The 21,582-nt window shown below is 36.9% G+C and carries 9 protein-coding genes; all 9 read right to left on the minus strand.

The window, feature by feature from the left end; all coding sequences use genetic code 11:
* Positions 1 to 5: 5 nt before the first annotated feature.
* The 9 genes from GWR14_RS05175 to GWR14_RS05215 all read right to left on the minus strand — a co-directional run bounded on the left by GWR14_RS05175 (position 6) and on the right by GWR14_RS05215 (position 21,464).
* Complete coding sequence (locus GWR14_RS05175; protein WP_163407986.1) at positions 6 to 2,024, minus strand: aceric acid hydrolase; 2,019 nt, start codon at positions 2,022 to 2,024, stop codon at positions 6 to 8.
* Positions 2,025 to 2,267: 243 nt separating this feature from the next.
* Positions 2,268 to 4,727 carry a pectate lyase family protein gene (locus GWR14_RS05180; protein ID WP_163407988.1) on the minus strand — a complete coding sequence of 820 codons (2,460 nt, stop codon included), beginning with the start codon at positions 4,725 to 4,727 and terminating at the stop codon, positions 2,268 to 2,270.
* Between the two features lie 15 nt (positions 4,728 to 4,742).
* Complete coding sequence (locus GWR14_RS05185; RefSeq protein ID WP_163407989.1) at positions 4,743 to 7,073, minus strand: DUF5703 domain-containing protein; 2,331 nt, start codon at positions 7,071 to 7,073, stop codon at positions 4,743 to 4,745.
* 278 nt (positions 7,074 to 7,351) lie between these two features.
* Complete coding sequence (locus tag GWR14_RS05190; RefSeq protein WP_163407991.1) at positions 7,352 to 8,776, minus strand: sialate O-acetylesterase; 1,425 nt, start codon at positions 8,774 to 8,776, stop codon at positions 7,352 to 7,354.
* 342 nt (positions 8,777 to 9,118) lie between these two features.
* The gene (locus GWR14_RS05195; protein ID WP_163407993.1) at positions 9,119 to 12,508 is read right to left on the minus strand and encodes a glycosyl hydrolase; all 3,390 of its coding nucleotides are present in this window, start codon (positions 12,506 to 12,508) and stop codon (positions 9,119 to 9,121) included.
* 251 nt (positions 12,509 to 12,759) lie between these two features.
* The gene (locus GWR14_RS05200; RefSeq protein ID WP_163407994.1) at positions 12,760 to 16,080 is read right to left on the minus strand and encodes a glycoside hydrolase family 2 TIM barrel-domain containing protein; all 3,321 of its coding nucleotides are present in this window, start codon (positions 16,078 to 16,080) and stop codon (positions 12,760 to 12,762) included.
* Positions 16,081 to 16,288: 208 nt separating this feature from the next.
* A complete protein-coding gene (locus GWR14_RS05205; protein ID WP_163407996.1) occupies positions 16,289 to 17,410 on the minus strand; it encodes a glycoside hydrolase family protein in 1,122 nt (373 codons plus the stop codon).
* 199 nt (positions 17,411 to 17,609) lie between these two features.
* A complete protein-coding gene (locus GWR14_RS05210) occupies positions 17,610 to 19,277 on the minus strand; it encodes a glycoside hydrolase family protein (protein ID WP_246236284.1) in 1,668 nt (555 codons plus the stop codon).
* 3 nt (positions 19,278 to 19,280) lie between these two features.
* Complete coding sequence (locus tag GWR14_RS05215) at positions 19,281 to 21,464, minus strand: alpha-L-rhamnosidase-related protein (RefSeq protein ID WP_163407997.1); 2,184 nt, start codon at positions 21,462 to 21,464, stop codon at positions 19,281 to 19,283.
* Positions 21,465 to 21,582 lie beyond the last annotated feature (118 nt).

Raw genomic sequence — 21,582 nt, forward strand, 5'->3', positions numbered from 1 at the left:
TTTCTTTAATGTGACAGCCAGACAGACATTTCGCCTTTGCCATGATTTCCCCACGCAAAATAAGGAATTAATTTCACAGTATATTCTTTGCTGTCTTTTGCAGAAAGTGGTTTGTAGAGTTTTTTATCCCAGGAAACATCATTATTAATTGACGAACTGGCAATTATACTCAATAATTGTCTATCGTGAATTTTTATAAAATCGGTAGTGAATTTAGAATTGATATCCAAAACAACTTCATTGATACTTGTATTCGCCGGAAGCTGATCAGATTCTAAGCAGTAAACAATCGGACCTCTTTTTACAGCAACCTGATTTTTCACTTCTTCTACCAATGGATTAGCCTGCATCAGTTCAACCGGCATTGGGATATTCAATTCGATAACATCTCCTTTTTTCCATTTTTGTGCTATTTTTTGATACGAACCTGATGCTACAGTCTCATTTATATTTTTACCATTAACTGAGATCGTTGCCCCTTGGCTCCAGCCCGGAATTCTTAAAAGAAAAGCATATTCTTCTTTTGGAGCTTTTATAATTTTCAGTGTTATTTTTCCATCCCAAGGATAATTGGTCTGCTGTTCGATTTCAATTTTTTCTCCCGAAAGAGTTTTTGAATTCAAATTATTGCTTCCATATAAATTCACATACAATCCTTCTTTCGAAAAACTATAAGCGTAATTACTTACCTCAGCAATCGTTCTAGTTACGTTGGGTGCACAGCAGTTTGACAAAGCGATATAACCTTCGCGTTCCTTACTCCATCTTTGTTTAAAAGGTAAATCTTTAGAGACATTCAACGGATTATTATAAAAGAACTCTTTTCCTTCCAGACTAATTCCGGATAACACGCTGTTATACAATGCCAATTCTACAATATCAGCATATTTGGCATCTCCTGTAATCTGAAGCATTCGCCAATTCCACAACACATTTCCAATATTAGCACAGGTTTCTGTATGAGCTGTTGCATTTGGTAATTGAAAAGGTCTTCCATAGGCCTGATGAATTTTCTGAACATCAGCTGGATTATACGATGTCCCGTCTGGCGAAACACCATCATACAAAGAACCGCAGGCTCCAGTGATATACATTTTTCTGTAAGTTACATCATCCCAAATCGATTCCAGATTATCCAGTAATTTTTTCTCTCCCGTTTCTGCATACAAGTCGGCTACACCTGCGTATAGGTAATTCGCTCTAACGGCGTGACCCATTGCATTTGTCTGCTGCCTGAACGGAATCCTGTCCTGATTATCGTCGGTTCCGTCATCGGTAGTTCCTCTGATATCGATTAGATTATTCGCCAATTCCAGGTATTTTGGATTTTTGGTCGTGCGGTACATTTCGACAATCCCCATATAATGCGACGGACAAATGGCGTTTCGGGCTAATTCAGGAGAGGCTTTTTTATAGAAATCATATAAAAAATCGGCAACGCCTTTAGCAATATTCAGAAAATTATCTTTCCCGGTGGCGCGATAATGAATACAGGCTGCAGTCATCAAATGCCCCATATTGTATTTTTCGAAACCCAATTGTTTTTTTACTTCTTCCGGCCCTAAAGTTCCCCAGCGTTCATCGATTAAAACTGGCGTATGCAAATAACCGTCTTTACGCTGTACTTTGGCAAAAAGCGCAATGGCTTCATCCATTTCGGCATCGAGTTTTTTATCTTTTGTTACAGCATAAGTGGCAGCCATTCCTTCAAAAATCTTGTAAAAATCACCATCATGAAACGAAGGCCCTTTAAAAGCTCCTTTGCTTAATCCTGCTGCAATTTCGAAGTTTTTGTAAGCATGTGAAACTTCATCGTTATGATACAAATCCCACATGTACGGCAAGGTATTTTTGGTTTCTACATCAAATTGTTCTTTCCAGAATCCGTTTGTCCATTTTACATCTTGAAGGCCCACACTTTGCAGTTTGGAATACGGACTTTCTGAATTCGCAACCAAACCTTTATTCTGAGCAAAGATTACAGTTGAAAGAAATAATGACGATATGATGATGTTCTTTTTCATTTTGAATTAATTTTATCTGCTTGATCTGCTAAATCTGCGAGAGAATATTTTTTTCACGCAGATTCAGCAGATTTTAGCAGATTATTTTTTGATTTTTATTTCTTGCCTAAAATCTCCTTAATCTGTTAAATCTGCAAGAGCTAAAAATTTTTTCCCGCAGATTTAACAGATTCTACAGATTTTTTTCTTTTAAATAAATCTGCGCAGATCTGCCTAAATCAGCCAAAATCTGCGTGAAATCTTTTACTTAACAAAGAAATTAATAGTTCTGCTCATAGAATCTCCATCCGCATCTTTTACCGTTACTACGAAAGAAGCAAAACCTTTATCAAGAGCCGTGAACTGAATTTCTTTTCCTTTTAAATTGGCTTTTCCATTTTTTACTTCAGAGAAAGTGTAAACTGGTTTAATCTCAAAACCTTTGAAATAATCTGCCACGTTTAAAGTCTTTTTATCTTTTAAATTGATAAAATAATGAGGCTGAGCCAACCAGTCTAAATAATTATCCAACTGCGTAAATCCATCTTTATCCATATCTGAATTGGCATCAGAGAAATCTCCTGAAGGGGAGTTTTCATTCAAACTAAAAGCTTTTTCCCACCAGTTTGGCAAACCATCATGATCCGTATCCCAATCAGCTGGGCGAGTTTCTGATGCGAAGTTTGGCCATCCTCCTGCATCTTGTTCGTTGTCGATCATACCACCTAAACCGCTTTTGCTTCCTTTGTAAGTGAAAGTTCCTTTTAAAGTTTCATCGATAATTCGGTTATCGTGTTTGTCAAAAAACGGCTGATTTGCCCCTACATCCGAAAGTACATTTTTATACGCTCCTTTAGCTGATTGCGTATTTATATAAGAAGGGAAAAATGGTTTATCAACGAAAGTTTCATATTCTACTTTCTCATTATTACTTATTGTAGACTTTCTTCCTTTGTCCTGAGATTTCTCATCAAAATAACCCGGCATTATGTTTCCGTCAAAATAGTAACGTTGCATTCCTTTTCCAACACCTTCGTGCTGTGCATTTAAAGCGACAAATATTTTAGTTGAAGCACCTGGTTTATAATAATTGTTTACAAAATTTACTTCATTCGCACCACCGTCAGTTGTTCTAGTACCCCAGTTGTAAACCACATTGTTTGTGATATCCAGTCTTCCTGTGTAATAACCGTCTCCGTTCAAACCTCCTCCAATACTCCAGTTACGACCTTGATTGTGCGCCAGTAAATTATGATGAAAACTTCCAATATCTCCGCCAATTGTTGCTGCAAAACCGTGCATTTTTCCAGCAGGATATTTATCGTGTCCAGCTACGTTTAAAGCTTCTGAAATTAAAGTTCTTTGTAACGTAATATGATGCGCGCCACGTGAACTAAACGATTCATCGATTGTCCAGCTTATCGAACAATGGTCAATAATACTATAATCTGCCCCCGTTAATCCCATTCCGTCAAAAGTAGTTCCGCCACCGATACGAACTGTTAGAAAACGAATTACACCATCATTCCCAGTTAAACCAATCGGCGCTCTACTGATTGTAATTCCTTCTCCCGGTGCAGTTTGTCCCGCAATAGTAATATAAGGCTGATTGGCAACCAATCTCGAAGCCAATTTGATATTTCCTGAAACATTAAAAACAATCGTTCTAGGGCCAATTTCCTGATTGATCGCATCACGTAAACTTCCCGGTCCGTCATCATTCAAATTTGTTACTTCTACTACTTTTCCGCCACGTCCTCCAACGGCATATCTTCCGTAACCTTCAGCTCCTGGGAAAGCCAATTGCGCGGGTTTAAATGACCACACATTTCCTAAAGTTATAGAACCGTTATTATCAATTTCATCCACTCTCCAATAATACGTTGAACCGCTGTATAAGTCAGAAACGGTAAAGCTTTTATCGGTTTGTTTTCCTTTAAATTCTTTTGAAGATTCGGTAGCTGTTTCTACCGCATTTTTATCAGTTCCAAAATAAACTTTATGAGCCACTACATTTTTTGGAGCGTCCCATTTTAAAAGTAAACTTTTGGTTACTTCAACATGTTCATCTCTGTTTTTTGGTTCCGGAGTGCGCGCCTGATTCATTAAGTTTGGCGTATCCAATTCAAAACCATTAATTACAATTTGTTTTACAATATCAGGATTTGAAGTAGGATCAATTTCAAAACGAACAATCACATCTTTTCCTTTTGAAGCGTTAAAAGTCAAATATGCCATAGTAGCATCAATCTTAGCATTGGCTCTCTGACTGGCATTTACGGTTTCCTGAAGTTTTCCGTCAACATAAATTTTTATGGGTGAATAAGTCTTTCCTGTAATAACATCAAAAGCATTATGAAATGTCAAAAGTGTGTGCTTTCCTTCTTTTAAACCGCTGATTTTTAATTCTAAATTTTCAGCCGTTACCAATCCGTCGCTTCCCAATTTATTGTAAAAAGGAGCGTTCATCCCCACTTTATACCATTTTGAAGTGAAGTTTCCTTTTAGTTTAAAACTTACTCCGTTAAACGTTTTCTGGTCTTCTTTATTTTCATTGATAACCCAAGCTTCATAACTCGGATCGTGAACTTCTTCTAATCTTCTTTGAAAAAAGTCAAAATCGACTTTTATAATTTGTTTATCAGTATTTTGAACTGATTGTGCTTGTCCGTTTGTAGTCAAAAGTAAGGACAAAACAGCACCACTTATTAATTTCTTAATCATTTCTGTTAGTAATAGTTAGTTTAATTTCATTTTCTCCGCTTCAGATTTCCCAAGCAGATTTATAATGTCTTTTTTTCTTTCTTCAGGAATTACTTTTAAAACCTTTAATTCTCCGTTTAAGAGTTCGGCTTCAATCGTAGTATTTTGTTTGGCATGTAATTTAAAATGAACGTTCCAATCTTTTGGCCACGCTGGAAAAAGATAAATCTTACCATCAGTTTCTTGCAGAAGCATTTCCTGCATGCCAATCATTCCAGATCCGCCCCAATTATGATCGGGAACCCAGTCAAATCCCGGACCCCAGAAAGCAGGAAAACGTCTTTCTGAATTCGCCATTTTCATAGTATTGTATTTTGCGGCTTCATCTGTTAATCCCAAACAAGCCGAGAAAATATTGTCTTGTTTCCAGCCTACATGGCTTCTGAATTTTAAAGCATCTGCATCATATTTCCAAGTATTCAAAGCCGTTTCTAGATCAGGTTTTCCTATGCCGTAAATTCCCCACGGATAAACAGAATATAATTGTGGAACTTCAGAATTATTGACTCTTTCCCAAGATTTGGCAGGAATCAAAACTTTATGATTTTCGATCTGCCCAAAATTTAAAGGCGGAATTCGATTTTGAAATCCCTTTACATATTCCAGATCTTCTTTAGATAATTGTTCTGAAGAAAGGTTTAAAAGCTGTGCTGTAATAACTTGTAAAGCCGAAATCGTACTATTTGAATTATTCGCCATTTTATACGTTTCTGCTCCTGAACCCGGATATAAAACTAATTTTCCGTTTCCGTCCAACGCTTTCCTGCCTCTTTGTTTGGCTAAATATTGATAATGTTCATCAAAAAAACGAAGACAGCTGATAATGAATTTATTGTATTTCTGAATATCTTCTCCTGCATATTCTTTTTGCTGAAGCATCATTTGGCAGAATTCTAAAACGGTATCCCATTCATATTCCAGCCACGCATTGTATTCCATTCCCGGATCGTAATCTGCAGGGCGTTTCCATTCGTATTCGGCTGGATTTGGCAAACCGAAATTTTCTAACTGTTCTGTGAATGATACTCCGTTGTGATTCCAATAAACTTTACTTCGTAATTCAGCATTTTTTTGCAAATCCAAATAAAAACTCAATTGCGATTTCATCATATCAAAATCACCGTTTTTTACCATCGGAAAATAAACCAATCGCTGATTTTGAGCCGTCATAGTTCCTCCGCCCCAGTTTCTGAAATCTGGTGTAAAATCTAGGTCTTTATTGGTGTAAACAGGATCAACCGTAAAAAGTCCGCCGTTGAATTTCGTTGGATATTTTCCATAAGCATTGCATCCCAACATATATCGAAACAACTGATAATTCTGTCCGATTTGATATACCGAATCTTTCTCAATCGATTGATTTTTTTGGGTGAAAATAAAACTGCGGTTCCAGAAATTATTCCACCATTTTTGAGTGTTTTTTTCTGCCAGTTTCGAAGTGTTTTTATTAGCCGAAATCAAACTTTTTAGCCCATTATTCCAAGTCAAAAAATCAGATTGATTGGTATTTAAATAAATTTCTAATGAATGCTTTTTGGAAGGTTTTATGCTTGACAAATTAAAACCTTTGAAATCGGTTGATTGGTATTTTCCTAAATACGTTCCGTTTGGTTTTAGATTATTTCCTGTCATGAATCCGCCGAAAGTTAGGTTCGCAATCGGGTTCATCATTTGATCTTTAACCGATTCCATTTTCTGTTGTTTTACCGCAACGTCAAAAACGGTATTTTCTCTGTTTCTGTGGTAAAATTTGATTCCGTTATTTTCAAACGAAATAGAATCTTTAAACATAATAAGTTCTCCCTGAGGTGCCCATTTATAAGAATTCGCATTGTTTTCTTTTCCTTTCGGATAACGGTTCTGATAACGCCAGCTTTCGTACGAAGCCGTCATTTGCAACGCATTTTTACTTTCTAAATCAACATGAATAATCGGTTTAAAAACATCTACCCAAAGTTTAATTTTAGTATCATTCTGACCAACCAAAACATAACCGCCTTTGAGTTTTAATTCCTGATGAAAACCGTCTTTCCCTTCAAACGGATTCGGCGTTAAAGTCACTTTTACACGACCTAATTTCAATAAAGTGTTATGTTCATCAAAAGTCCCACTTCTCGAAAAATAGAAATACAAATCGCCTTTTTCTACCCAGACATTCATACCAATATCACCGCCACCCAAAGGCATCGATTCGGATGAATTCTGACTCTGCGTTGTCCAAACCTGATTGTAATTTTCAAGCGTAGGGATTTGTGCTTTAAGACAAAGCGTTGTGAAGAAAAGTATTATTAGTATATTATTTCTCATCGTTTTCTCTCCTGCAAGGTTTCCAAAACCTTGTAGGTATTTATTTTTTATTTTTCTCTCGCAGATTTTGCAGATTGAGCAGATTTATTTTTATCTCCAAAATCTGCCAAATCTGCGAGAGTTATAATTAAGCTTCCTAAAATCATCAAGTTAAGTTCCTATATTTATCGATTTACGAGTGTGATTTCTCCTTTCAGTCGAAATGACAAACTAGGCGTTAAACTCATAATTCAATCACACCTACAAGGTTTTGAAAACCTTGCAGGAGCGCGTGCGTATTACCACTCATCTGTTCTAAACGAAGAAACAGGCAAACCTCCCGCGCTGAACAATTCCGCTTTAGCGAAATCCTTCCATAAATAACGTATTGCGACGGGTTTCTTTACTTTATCTGAAGTCAGAACTACTGATTTTCTTCTTACGACTGTTTTTGCCGGATAGAAAACTTTGTCTTCTCCTGCGATTTCGAAACCTGTGACTTCTTTATCATAAGATGTAATTCCGGTTGCTACGTCATCAAATGAAACAGTTACAGCGCCATCTTTTATTTCCATCGATTTGTATTTCGGACTTTCGAATTCAAAACCTTCGATTCCGTACGTTCTTGCCAAAGCCTGAAAAGCCAGACGATTTCCGCCTTTTTCTTTATCCATTGGGTGAATACTGTTTTCTTCTCCAACATCCATTAAAACCGCCATTGCAGAATTCGGAATTTCCTTTGAAGCCTTAAACTGAGCCTCTCTCAAATAAGCCGAATTGTATTTTTCCTGATAATCTTTTGGATGAAAAGAAGCATAGTTGAACGGTGCAATCTGCGCATAGTAAAACGGAAAATCGCCCTGTTTCCATAACGCTCTCCAACTGCTGATCATTTTCTTCATTAAGGCGGTATATTCAGAAGCTCTTTCGTAATTTGATTCTCCCTGATACCAGATACAGCCTTTGATTCCGTAACCAATTACAGGCGAAAGCATTCCATTAAACAAAGTCGTCGGAACACGATTTGGATCTTTTGCTAATTCTTCTTTTGTGGTCGGAATTTTAGCACTAGCAAAATCTTTCAGCATTTCCTGATTCATCCACGCTTCCATACTGGAACCTCCGTATGAAACATGAATTAATCCAACCGGAACGTTTAAAACTTCCTGCAAAAGCGATCCAAAATACCAAGCCGTTGCACTAAAATTAGAAGTCGATTTTGGAGAAGCTTCTTCCCATTTCCCTCCAAAATCTTGCAAAGGTTCTAAAACCGTCGCTCTTGGAATCGTAATTAAACGAATGTTTTTGTTGGTTGACCTTACAATGATTTCGTTTCCGTTTTTAACCGGCTGTCCCTGAAATCCTTTCAAAGGCATTTCCATATTAGACTGTCCGGAACAAAGCCAAACTTCTCCCAACAAAACATTTTTGATGGTTGTTTTTTCGTTTCCTTCTGAAACTTCAATGGTGTAAGGTCCCCCGAAAGTGGAAGTCTTTAATTCCGTTTTCCATTTTCCTGAAGCATCGGCTTTTGTCTTGTAGGTTTTAGCATCCCACGAAGTTTTGATTACGACATTGGCGTTTTTTTCTGCCCACCCCCAAATTGGTGCGTTTGATTTTTGTTGCAATATCATATTGTCGGTGAACAATGCTGGCAGTTTGATTTTGGCATTTATTTGAAAGCTCGCTAAAATCGTTAATAATGCAATAATTGATTTTTTCATTTTTTGTCTATTTTTTGCCACAGATTAAAAGGATTAAAAAGATTTTTTTTTCGCCACGACCCGAGCGATAGCGAACTGGCGAAGCAATTCACGAATTTTCCTTAATTCTGCCCTCTTTAATATATGGTTATTTTCTTTTTCAATTGCCTCCAGTTTTAACTGGAGGATCATCAAATGTTTATTCTTAATGGGCTTTAGCCAAACTAATTATTTGGCTAAAGCCTTGTTGTGTCTTCTTTCTTAACCTCCAACTAAAGTTGGAGGCAATTGATTTCTTTCTTTGTTTTCAAAAAAAATCCTTCTAATCCTTTTATCCCGATAGCTATCGGGAGTGGCTAACATTTATTTCTCCTGTAAAATTGTAACCGGCCCTAACAATCCTGCTTTCAACAACGGTTCTCCTTCTAAACGAAACGGCGCTGTTGTCCAGGTTAATCTTTCTTCTTTTGGTAATTTTTGATCGCCAATTAATCTGTTTCTCCAGGTATTTGTGATTTTAATTTCTATCGTATTTTTTCCTTTTTGCAAAGCTTTTGAAATATCAGTTTTGAAAGGGAAAGTCCAAAGTGTTCCACAATCTTTTCCATTGATTTTGATTTCAGCGATATTGGAAATTTCGCCTAAATCCAGCCAAGTTTTATCTGCGCTTTTTCCTTTCCAAACAAAATCTTTTCTGTAAATCACAGTTCCCGAATAATATTTAATCTCATCATTTTCAGAAGTACTCCAATCGAAAAGCTTGTTTGTTTTTACTGCTTCTTTCGGCCCTTTAAAAGCTGGATCGAATTGCAATTCCCAATTTTCCTCTAAAGTTTGAACTTTCTCAAATTCAGATGATTTTCCTTTTGCTAAAACTTCTTTCGCTTCATCTTTAAAAATCACAAAACCAGATTCATTTGCTTCTAAAGTTAAAGAAGCGATTGTTCTTCCATTTTCTATTTTCCAATTGGCTAAAGCCGAAGTTTGATCTGTCATAGGATTATACCATTGTGGCACTTTTCCTGAAATTCTGAAAGACGTCTCAAAAGAACGTTTTTCTACTTTTTGATTGGAAATGAAATAAATATCTTCAATATCCGATTTACGATGCGCCCAAGCTAATGTTTCTGAATCTGCTCGGTTTAAATTTGGAAAATAAATATCTTGAGTGATTCCAATTGAACCAAAATCGTTTCCTAGATACGGTAATTTGACAACTGTTCCTTTTCCGATTTTCCATGTTGATGAATTGGCATTATTCCAAATTTCATCAATTACATACTGCCATTTCTTTTGATCGGCTTCAGAATGGATTCCCGGTTGAAGATTTGGTTTTTCATCCACAAAAATAGTTCCACCGTCTTTTAGCAATTGTAATATTTTTTCGGCGGAAGCCAAAGAAAGCATTTTATTCGGTGCCATTTTATGACTTCCCGGAAAGAATAAAGCCCCATATTCAATTCCGCCATCAAACGAAATTTTTCCGTTTACCACTTTCGCACGATTGATTAAAACATCGGCATTAAAAGAATCATATTGGTATCCATTTAGCGGATTAATCCATTGCGATAAATCGGTAATATTTTTAGAATACGTCACTTCTTTTGGCATTTTCGCCGTTGGCTGACCTTCATTTTCTAATCGGATTTTCTCGCTTTCGAGTCTTTCTTTTCCAAACACATTCGGCATAAAAGGCACTAAACGATCAGGCACAAAAGAACGTGAAGGAAAATCTTCGCCAATAAAAACCGCCAAATCAATTACAGGTTTTCCTTTTTGTAATTGAAACTGTACTCTTTGGCAATAATCAAACCATGCTTTTCCAGGTTTCCACCAAGTTTGGTCTCTTTGGAAAAAAGTTCCGATATCGTCTAAAGTCATTCCCGGTTTTCTATCCGTCCACGGATTGTGGACAAAAACGTGGTAAAACAAACGGTTAATTCCTAAGGCATAATTGCGGTCTGCCGTTGTTTTCAGATTTCCGGGATGTTCGTCCCAATCCATTCGCAGGGCCGTAAAAGATTCGGCCTGAATAATATCTTTTCCGTAAATATGTCCTCCCGAAATAGCATCAACCATATCAAAAGGTTTATCGTGTGTTGGGCTTTTCAGCCAAAATTCTCCACCTGGATAATCGACATATTTATAATGCAACAAAGCATCACTCATCATTGTTGGCGCAACATTTTCCGAGCTAAATTTAACGTTATTTTCTTTCGCAATCTGGGCTACCGTTCCGTAGAAATTATCCGCCACAAAATCAGCAATTGTTTTGCGGACATCGTATAAAACTTTCTCTGAGAAATCGGCACTTTCTACAGGAATTCCCGCCATTACAGGCAAATATTCTACAAGATCATAACCACGTCTCTTTTTAAATTCAGCCTGAAAAACCGAAGACCAGTTTTGGCTTCCGCATTCCCAACTGTCAAAATGCAGGATTTCCAATACTTTTGAAGCCAATTCTGTCCCAGCGGAACGAACGGCTTCTCCAAACCAATGATCTAACTGAAAACGAATTAATTCGGGATTAAATTTATCTACTTCCAAACCTTTTCCTGCTCCGCCAGTTGCATTTTCATGTCCTGTCGAAGTATGTCCCATTCGGATAATTTTCCATTTTCCTTTTGGTGCTTTCCAGTTTAAGTTTCCTTCCGCATCTACAAAATTGGAAATATTAATGATTTCTGATTTTTTGAATGCATCAGAATTTGGAATTTCTTTGTCTGTTGTTTGCGTAGTCAAACGCCAGATTGCTCCTGATTTCCCTTCGTAATTATTAATCAGCGATTGATTCGAAAGTGTAATTTTACTGACTTTCAAATTCTGTTTCCACTTTGCAAAATCTAAATCTTCTGCTCCGGGTTCTGTTCCTTTTGGATCGTAAACAAATCGGAAATATTTTGCTGTTACGGGAGTAATTGTATGTGTATTTGGGAAATCCATGTCCTGCCAGCCGTGACGTGGCGCAATCATTCTTTCGTGGAATCTAAAATTGATTCCGTCATCGCTCACTTCTACAATTAGACGTTGTGCCTGAAAATCTCTTCCTTTGGTTTCTATTACAATTGATTTGCAGGTAAAAGGCTGTGCAAATTCATACTGAATCCAACCCGCATCGGCAAATTTGAAGTTCTCGTCTTTTTTAGGATCTGCCAAAAACGATGCATCGGTATTGTTGGATGTCGTTACTTTTGGCAGTTGCATTTGCGAAGTGATTTCGTATTCTTTAATCGGAATCGCAAAAGTGGCAATGTCTTTATAATAGTCTTTGTAATGCGCTGGAACTGGCAATTTTGAAGTCACTTTTTTTCCGCCTAAAATTTCCGTCGTAGACCAGACTACTTTTTGCATCGACATTTCTGGCGTAATCCACGGTCCTCCTGCAACGGCGAATCCGTCAGCTCCGTGAAAAGCCAATTTCAAACCTAAGCGATCGGCTTCTTTAAAAGCCCAATGAATCATATCCCAAAACTCCGGACTCAACTGTAAAACCGGCGGTTCAATCAATGGTGGATTGGCTGGGCCTTTGATGGTCATTAAATATGCACCCGCAATTCCACCTTGTTTCATCGCTTCTAAATCGGCTGTAATTCCCGCTTTAGAATACGCCGATTTCATCCAATACCAATATACCCAAGGTCTTGAGGATTCTAATGTTGGCTGAAAAGTAGTTTCTTTTTTATGGACTTCCTGCGCGGAAAGGAATCCCACAAGAAATAACATGAAAAAGAGGTGTTTTTTTTGAAACATTTTATTGTTTTTATTTTGTTCGTAAACCCGACAGGTTTTTAAAACCTGTCGGGTTTGATGTATTTCCGTTTTTTTGTCATTTCGACGAAGGAGAAATCTTCGCAAGAAACTCTACAAAGTTGATCCAGCATGCGGAGCTACTTACGAAGATTTCTCCTTCGTCGAAATGACAAACTGTACTTATACTGTACTTTATCTATAAATACAAAATACCTAACAGGTTTTGGAAACCTGTTAGGATAAATCGTAATCTAATATTTAAACTTCTTCAAACTATTTTCCAATTCATTCTTCGAACCGCTGAAAGGCGTCAAATAAAAACTGTAGTCATAATTTCCAGATTTAATCTGATATTGTTCTAATGGCTGTGCTACAATCGTCCAGCTGTCATTTCCTCCCACACCCATTTGGATTAAATCGATGTTTACAGTTAAAAATCCTGGATCTTTCAAATCGTACGTATGTCCTGATGCACTTAGGTTTTCTTGCGTGTATGGCCATGCGCTCATGCTTAGAACTTTAGTATCGTTTACTACTAAAAATCCGTTATTTTTTTGTGGAGTGCTTAATGCCATCCATCTTACATCACATCTGTTTCCGTTTTCCTGTGGTTTTGGGTAATGTTCGATAAAATCATTTATTGGAAGCGAATATTTCCCAACAAACGAACCAAAACTTCTGTCGCTGTAATTTTCCAATTCACCTTTTCCGTACCATGAAATCTGGTCGAAACTTCTTTTAACTCCCATCTGCATTCCGATTTTTGGAATGTTTGGCAGTTTGTCTGATGCTTTTAAGCTGTAATCTACTTTTATTAATCCGTTTGGTAAAATACTGTAAACCACATTTACGCTTGCACTGTCTTTTATCACTTCATAATTACTTGTGATTTTAATTGCTGAAGCCGATTTATCAATGGCAATATTTACCAATTTTGGTTTTGCTTTATACCATTGTTTTAATAATTTTTGAGACTTCCAACCACGTTTATCGTTATCTGTAAGCGGTCTTACAAAGTTCGGAAGCAACGGTGCAAAAACCTGTTCTTCTCCATTAAAAACATACGAACTCAAAGCTCCGTTTGTTTTATTGATTGTAATATCAAATGCTTTTCCTTTGATTTTGAAATCAGAATCTGATTCAGAAACATTGCTATTTTCTTTTTTAGATTCAGTTGAAACAACTTCTTTCTTTTTCAACACAAACTGATCTTTCGCGACAGCGTAACCTTTTGAAGCCCAAAGTTCATCTTTTGAAAGCTGGAATTCTATATTTAAAATATATTCAGCATCAGCTTTCATATTTGGCAAATAAGAACTGATATCTAAAGTTGTCGATTGTCCTGCTTCTACTTTCAAAGGTTTTAAAATCTGAGTTTTAATCACATTTCCGTTTTCCAACACCTTTAAAACCGGAATATATCCTTCTAAAGATTTTACTGCCTGACGGTTTTTAATTTCTAATTGATTTCCGTTTAAAGTTGAAATCGCTGGCTGATACACCCATTTATTCTCAAAAATAGAACCTTTTGGTTTTCCGTAAGAATCAACAATTCCTTTTGTATTGAAGTTTCCGTCGTGATATTTTTCGCCGAAATCTCCGCCATGTGCAAAATAATTCTGACCTGATCTTGAATCAAATTTTACGATTCCCTGATCTTTGAATTCCCAAATACAACCTCCAATAACTCTAGGAAGCGAACGGAATTCATCCCACAATTCTTTTAAATTTCCAACCGAATTTCCCATGGCATGAGAATATTCGACAAAAATAATCGGACGTGTATCTTTCTTTTGATCGACTAAAAATTTAGGTGTGAAAACGCCTGGATAAAAACGGCTCACCATATCGACATACGAATCATCTTGCGGGTTTTCGAATCGATAGGCGTGATCGATTGTTTTTGGATATCTCGGATCAAGCGGATCAATATATCCGTCTAATTTTGCATTTCCTTGTGCAGGTTCGTAATGTACCGGACGCGTAATATCAAAATCGTGAACCCAACCCGACATTGCAGAATGGTTCGGCCCTTTTCCGCCTTCATTACCCAAACTCCACATTACGACAGACGGATGGTTTTTATCTCTTTCGACCATTCGAATCATTCTTTCCATATAAGCGTTTGTCCAAAGCGGATCGTTGCTTAATTTACCACCTATTCCGTGTGTTTCCTGATTGGCTTCGTCCATAACCATGATTCCGTATTGATCACATAATTCGTAGAAATAAGGATCGTTTGGATAATGGCTTGTACGTATAAAGTTGAAATTGAACTTCTTAATTGTGGTAATATCTTGTTTGATATCTTCTCTCGTAACGGCTTTCCCTCTCGTCGGATGATGATCGTGACGGTTTACGCCATATACATACGTTTCTTTTCCGTTGATGAGCATTTTACCATTCTCTTTCGAAAATTCAATCGAACGGAAACCTACTTTACAGCTTTTAGCCTCGGTAACATTTCCATTTTTATCTTTTAATGAAATAACCATCGTATACAAATTCGGTTCCTCTGAACTCCATTTTTTAGGATTTTTAATGGTTTCCTGAAAGAATCCAAAACGAACATTATCCAAACGCGGATAACTTTCGTTGATTAAATCGATTACAGGTCTTTGAAGCGGTTCTTTGAACATGGCAGTATTATTAGCATCGTACAACTGAACATGCATCGTATAATCTTTGATTTTTGCTCCAGTCAAATTCTCTACTTTTGGACGCAATTTGAAAATAGCATCTTTGTATTCTTTATCTAATTTCGTTTGAACAAAGAAATCTTGAATACGCAGTTTTGGCTCGGCCATAATGAAAACTTCACGCTGGATGCCGCTCATTCGCCAGTGATCCTGATCTTCTAAATAAGAACCATCTGTCCAACGAATTACACGAACAGAAACTACATTTTCTCCCGCTTTTAAATAGGGTGTAATATCAAACTCTGACGGCAAAAAACTGTCTTCGCCATAACCTAAAAATTCTCCATTTAACCAAACTTCAAAACCTGAACTTACGGCACCAAAATGAAGCGTAACCGTCATATCTTTCCAATTTTCAGGAACGGTAAAACTTCTTTGATAAGAACCTACTCCGTTATAATCTTTCGGAATATAAGGCAGATTTATTGGTCTAAACGGATAAACGGCACTTTTGTAAATCGGATTATCATATCCTTTCATTTCCCAGTTGGAAGGTACTTCGATTTTATCCCAGCCTGAAACAGTATTTTTATAGAAATCTTTTGAAGCTTCTTTTAGATTTACAGCATATTTGAAATCCCAATCGCCATTTAGCATCTGGATTCGGCTTTTGGTTCTGTCGCCTTTTAAAGCATCTTCAACAGAAGTGTATGAATATGAAGTCGCTCTTGATGGCTGTCTGTTGATGCTTGTGATTGTTGGATCTTCCCACGGAGCAAATTCGTACTTTTTATTCAACTCTGGAACTCCCGCTGGTTCTCCTGTTACAGATTGGGCGTTAATGTTAATTGTGAAAAGTAAAATTACAGTCAAAAAGCCGAAAGTCGAAAGTCGAAAGTTGAAAAATTGCTGAATATGATTTTGCTTAAACATTATTTTATTTTTAGTTTTTTTGTCATTCCGACGAAGGAGGAATCGCACTAGAAATTCCACAACTGTAATCGACAATCTTTGTGGTTACGAGTGTGATTTCTCCTTTCAGTCGAAATGACAAACTTGGTCTTTATTTATCTTATGGTTGTTAAACCTGACAGGTTTAAAACGTACTATATCTTAATTCTTTGTACTTTGTACTTTCCTCTTAATTCTTCTTCTTCTCAGGCGGTGCCACAAAACTCAATTTGCTTTTCCCTAAATCTTTAGAAGTTGCAATGGCAATTCCTCTTTGTTCTGCTTTGTTAACCGCGCAGTAAAAATGATAAACAACTCCATCATGTTTTACTACAAATGATTTATGAGCAAACAAATCATCGTAAGGTTCAGAAGATTTAACTAAATCGTCGCCTTTCCAGTCGGTCCAGTTTACTAAATCATTCGAAACGGCGAAACGGTTAAATGCACCTTGATTCCAACCCGTCCAAAAAGCTCCAAAATAGAACATTACCCAAGTATCATTAATACGCTGAATATAAGCATCTCCTGAAATTCCTTTATGATGGTTGATTAAGGGTTTATCACCATAACGTTTCCATGTTTTCATATCGTTTGAAACCGCCATTGCGATACGCTCCGCACCTTTTGCTGGATTTAAACTATCTCCACGAGCATTGTAATACATGATAAAATTGTGTCCCGTCAGTTTATCTTTATCACGGATTACACTGTTTTTATACATCGTACTATTATCCCACCATTTGGCGTCTTTGTCTTTTGGCGTTAAAACCGGATTTTCTAACCTTTGAAACTCGTGTGGTTTCGTCGGCGATTCTTTAGTATATGCCATTCCGATTGATAAAACACCTGCTTCGTAACCTTTGCTGTCTCCTCCAAAATAACTCATCCAGTATTTATCATCGTATTTTTCCCATTCGTAACTTCCGCCCCAAGTCATATCTTGCAAAGAAATATATCCTGCTTTTTGATTGACATCCCAATGTTTTTCGTTTTCTGAGAAAGACATTACTTTTCCCAGATGTTTCCAATCTAAAAGATTATCGCTTTCTGCTAACCAGGTTTCATAACCTCTTCCGTCGTAAATTAAATACGTCATATACCATTTCCCACCTTTTCTAAACACACTTGGACAATCCATTTTGTATGAATTGTCGGTAGGAACCATCACCAAACCGTATTTATAAGGCGTTTTGATTTCTTCGTAAATCTCCTGCATTACACTGTCGGTGATTTCTCTTTTCTTGTATTTGGTTGCACAGCTGGTTACGGCAAGTGCTGAAATGGCTACGATTAGATATTTAATTTTCATTGTTATGTTTTTTTTGCCACGAAGGCACTAAGGCTCTAAGTTTTTTTATTTGTGACTTTGTGTCTTTGCGAGATTAATTTTTAAGCTTTTTATTTAACTCTCGCAAAGTCGCTGAGACGCAAAGTTTTTTTTCTCTCGCAGATTTTGCAGATTTGGCTGATTTCTTTATCTGCTTAATCTGCAAAATCTGCGGGAAACTTTATCTTTTCAATTCTTTTAATTTAGAATCCATCACATCTCTGTTCAATTTTACTTTTACCATTCCTGTTGGATGAAATCTTCTCTTTAAATCAATTGCATTGTATACGATTGTATAAACATCATTTCCTTCTGGGATTAAACACAATGGCGTTCTCATAATATCCCACCATTTATCTACTTTGGTTTCGATTGGTAAATAATGTGCTTCTGCCCAATTAACACCGTCTGCTGATAATGAATACGCAATCATATTTGGTAAATGATGACCCCAGCCGTCTGGGCCTCCGTCGAAAATTGCGATGTACAAACCATTGGGTAATTGACTCACAATTGGGTTTTCTACAAATTGCGGATGAATTGTTTTTATCGGCTCCAAACCTTTATTCAAACGAGTCCAAGGCCCTTCGAGACTATTTGACTCTGCCAAAGCCACAAACCAGCCTTTTCCTGATTTCTTAGGATAATCTGCCCATGAATTGAACGGATATGCACCGCTATAGAATCCAAAATATTTATCGCCCACTTTATATGGAAAAAAAGAAGCCACTCCTTGTCGTCCTTCCCAAGGCTGTGAATCCAATCCTGGTTCCATAATAATACCCATATCTTTGTACGGACCACCAATTCCGTCGATTCCATCTACAGTTGATTCGCAACGCCAGATTCTTCCAAAGGAATGATTCGGCTGAATTTCTTTATGAACGGTGTAGGCTAAATAATAACCATACCATTTGTTTGCTTTTTCGTTGAAAACCGGCATATACGACCAAATAGCACCACGACGGTCATTCATTGGATTATCGTCTTCTGTTACAGCGTAAGTTCCGCTTGCTTGGTAAATTGTCGATTCTCTTTTCCAGTGAATCGCATCTTTACTTGTCCAGTGCCCTATTTTTGTTTTTACACGATCGTAATAGTAATCAACGCCTTTTTCTCCTGCTCTTTCTGTTGGAAACATGTGGTACGTATCCCCAACTTTTACAACACGTCCGCCTTCAAAACCGCCCTGAATTCCTTCTGTTCCGGACATTCCTTCATCAATAACGGGTTTGTTTTCTCCACTGATAATTTCGAAAAGTGGTTTTTCATCTGAAAAATCTTCTATGATATACGGAAACTTCCATTCTCTTCCATCTAACATTTTAGCATCCGTTTGCACTAAAGAACTCGTATTATTTATAGCTCCCAATACCATAAATAATCCCTTTTTGTTGGGAAAAATGGTTTGAATTCCTTTTTTCACTTCCAAAGCATAAACATCAACAGCCGGAAGTCCCGTAACTGTAACTCCATTTTGGATAACCAACTGTGCATTTTCCAATTGATTAGCCTGCAAATAATCTGAAGAAGTATCCTTAAAAATTCCGATTAACAATTTTGAATTGTGCGAAAAATTTAATTTTAAGGGATCTTGAGTTCCATTTTTATAACTGTCCAATGGAAGCCGAACTGCTTTAAATCCACGCAATTCTGTTGCCAATCCTACCACATTATGTTTACTTCCCGAGAACACGTGAGCATATTGTTGCAAAGTGTAGGTCTGCAGTTTTTTTGTAACAACAGTGTACGAAACTGGTTTCAGTTCTTTATTCTGTGCTTGCGTTAAATTGGGTGCTATTAAAATAAACAATGCCAATAAGCACCTTTGAAATTTTGTAAGACTCATAAATTATAAAGCTTTGTAGCTAATTTGATAGGCTACATTTGGTTGCACCATTAATTGATATTTATTTTTAGAAACTTCTGTAAATGCTCCTGAATTTGATTTTGGTTTTGATTTACTTTCAACAATCAATTTCCCCTGACCTTCAACTGCTTTTACTTTAATTTCTGATTTGCTAACGTACAAAGCCACTTCTCCGTTTGGCGTAGGTACCTTTCCTTCCATCCATTGCAATCCTCCAAGGTTTGGTTTGATTTCGTATTCAGCATAACCCGGAGCAGTTGGTTTTACACCCAAATAATATTTTCCTAATAAATAAATCGGACTCGCACCCCAAGCATGGCAAAGACTTTTCCCGTATGGACGACCATACATTGTTAAATGCTCCGTTCCTTTTTTGTTTGGTCTGTATTCCTCCCAGAAAGATGTTGCGCCTTCATTCAGCATTCCACCCCAATAATCTTTCATTTCTTTTAAAACATAATTCTGTTCGCCCATCGCACACAACGCTTCTAACTCGTAAAAACGCATGTATGGCGTTGTGATTTGAAGAACATCTTTATTGAGTAACACTTTATTTTTTACGCTTTGTTTTTGTTCTTCATTAAAATAATTAAAGAAAATACCAAACATATTAGCGTATCTGGTTACGATGTTTTGTATTTTTCCATCGATACGCTGGTGTTTCATCACGTTTTCTTTTTTATCCCAAAAGACATCAAATAATTTGGTTTTTAAATCAGTTCCTAATTTCTGATACTGTTTTTGATCTTCAGTTTTCCCAGCAATTTCAGCACTTACCGCCATTGCTTCTAAACTTCTTGCTAAAAGCATTTGTTCAAAACTCACTTCTCCCGTTTTTGGCAATCCGTCTGCCCAATCAATAAAAACCCAGTCCCCTTCTAATGGTTCAAGGAATCCGTTTTTGTTTCTTCTTTCTAAACAGAAATCCATCAGCGATTTCATTCTTGGATAGAAAGTTTTGATGAATTTCGTATCGCCTGTGTGTAAGTAGTAATCGTAAACACCTACAAACCAATACAGCGAATAATCCATAATGATATTTACGTGAGCCGTTACAGGATCTTTTCCGCGAAGTGCTAAAAGCGTTCGTTCTACAGAAGCCGAATCAAAGAACAAATAGTAATTCATTAAATAACTCTGATACGCATCACCAGACCAAACCCAGCGATCGCGTTTTATTCCGTCTATAAAAAATTCTCGAGAAGTTAAATGCATCGTATAAGCTGACACATCCCAAATATTATTCAATTGTTCGTCTGATGATTTGAATGCGCCGCGATAATCTAATGGCAAATATTCATAAAGCATCGAAATTGAATCGTATTTTACTCCAGCATCTGCTTGTACTTGAACATAACGGAATGCTTTCGAGCCATTATGTGTATAAGTTTGGGATTGTTTTCCGTCAAAAGATAAATGATCTAAAGTTTCGCATTTAGCAGAATCCAAAGCTTCTTCACGAGATTCCCCATAATAAAGCGCTAGTTTCCCTTTTCCTTTTAAACCATGAATTTTAATATAACCGAAAGTCTCTTTTCCAAAATCTACCAACTGACCCGCTCCAATTTTTTCTGTTTTCTTTGCACTTAAAGGTTTGGTTGTTAGTTTAAATCCCGAAGGTTTATTCTCTGCTGAATCAAAATTCCAGGAACCAACAGGAACCCATGGCGTACCAGATTGTTGCGCTTTTCCGGTTTCGTCAATCCAAAGTTTATCTTCGTTGGTTACTTTCCATGAAGCATCAGATTTAACGTATTTTCCATTAATATAAATTGCCGGCAATACTTCCTGATTGTACACTTTAAAAGAAATTTTATGTTTTCCGGCTGGAACCGTTATTGATTTTGGCTGTCCGTAAATCTGAACGCCGTCTAAAAGTAATTGAAAAGGTCCTTCTGAGTAAATTTTCACGTCGTCTGGTTGCGGAATATCTACTTCTGTTTGAAAAGTAACCAAAGCATACGGACTATAATATTGCCAAAGCGGAGGAAATACTGCTTCGCGTTCTGTGCGTCTTACCTGCATTTTATTGCTTAACCAAACTTCGAAATCGCCTGGATACCAAATCCATGTGGCAGGCTTATTTTCCTGAGCAAATACAAAAGCTGAAGAAAATAAAACTATAAAAACAAATAATTTTTTAAAATTTTGAAATCGATTTCGCATAAAAAGATATTTTGGGATTAAAGATAAGTGTTCCTTTTACATTTCATAACCTGTACTGTCCTGTACCGTCCTGAAATTAACAAAATATTCCTTTTTTGAGAGAATTTTAAAACATTAT

Source organism: Flavobacterium ajazii (assembly GCF_010614725.1).
In the GTDB taxonomy this organism is placed as follows: Bacteria; Bacteroidota; Bacteroidia; order Flavobacteriales; family Flavobacteriaceae; genus Flavobacterium; species Flavobacterium ajazii.

Coding starts and splice junctions, on each gene's coding strand:
- GWR14_RS05185 (WP_163407989.1), bottom strand. CDS start 7,073: ATGAGAAATAATATACTAATAATACTTTTCTTCACAACGCTTTGTCTT.
- GWR14_RS05195 (WP_163407993.1), bottom strand. CDS start 12,508: ATGTTTCAAAAAAAACACCTCTTTTTCATGTTATTTCTTGTGGGATTC.
- GWR14_RS05205 (WP_163407996.1), bottom strand. CDS start 17,410: ATGAAAATTAAATATCTAATCGTAGCCATTTCAGCACTTGCCGTAACC.
- GWR14_RS05215 (WP_163407997.1), bottom strand. CDS start 21,464: ATGCGAAATCGATTTCAAAATTTTAAAAAATTATTTGTTTTTATAGTT.
- GWR14_RS05180 (WP_163407988.1), bottom strand. CDS start 4,727: ATGATTAAGAAATTAATAAGTGGTGCTGTTTTGTCCTTACTTTTGACT.
- GWR14_RS05175 (WP_163407986.1), bottom strand. CDS start 2,024: ATGAAAAAGAACATCATCATATCGTCATTATTTCTTTCAACTGTAATC.
- GWR14_RS05200 (WP_163407994.1), bottom strand. CDS start 16,080: ATGTTTAAGCAAAATCATATTCAGCAATTTTTCAACTTTCGACTTTCG.
- GWR14_RS05190 (WP_163407991.1), bottom strand. CDS start 8,776: ATGAAAAAATCAATTATTGCATTATTAACGATTTTAGCGAGCTTTCAA.
- GWR14_RS05210 (WP_246236284.1), bottom strand. CDS start 19,277: ATGAGTCTTACAAAATTTCAAAGGTGCTTATTGGCATTGTTTATTTTA.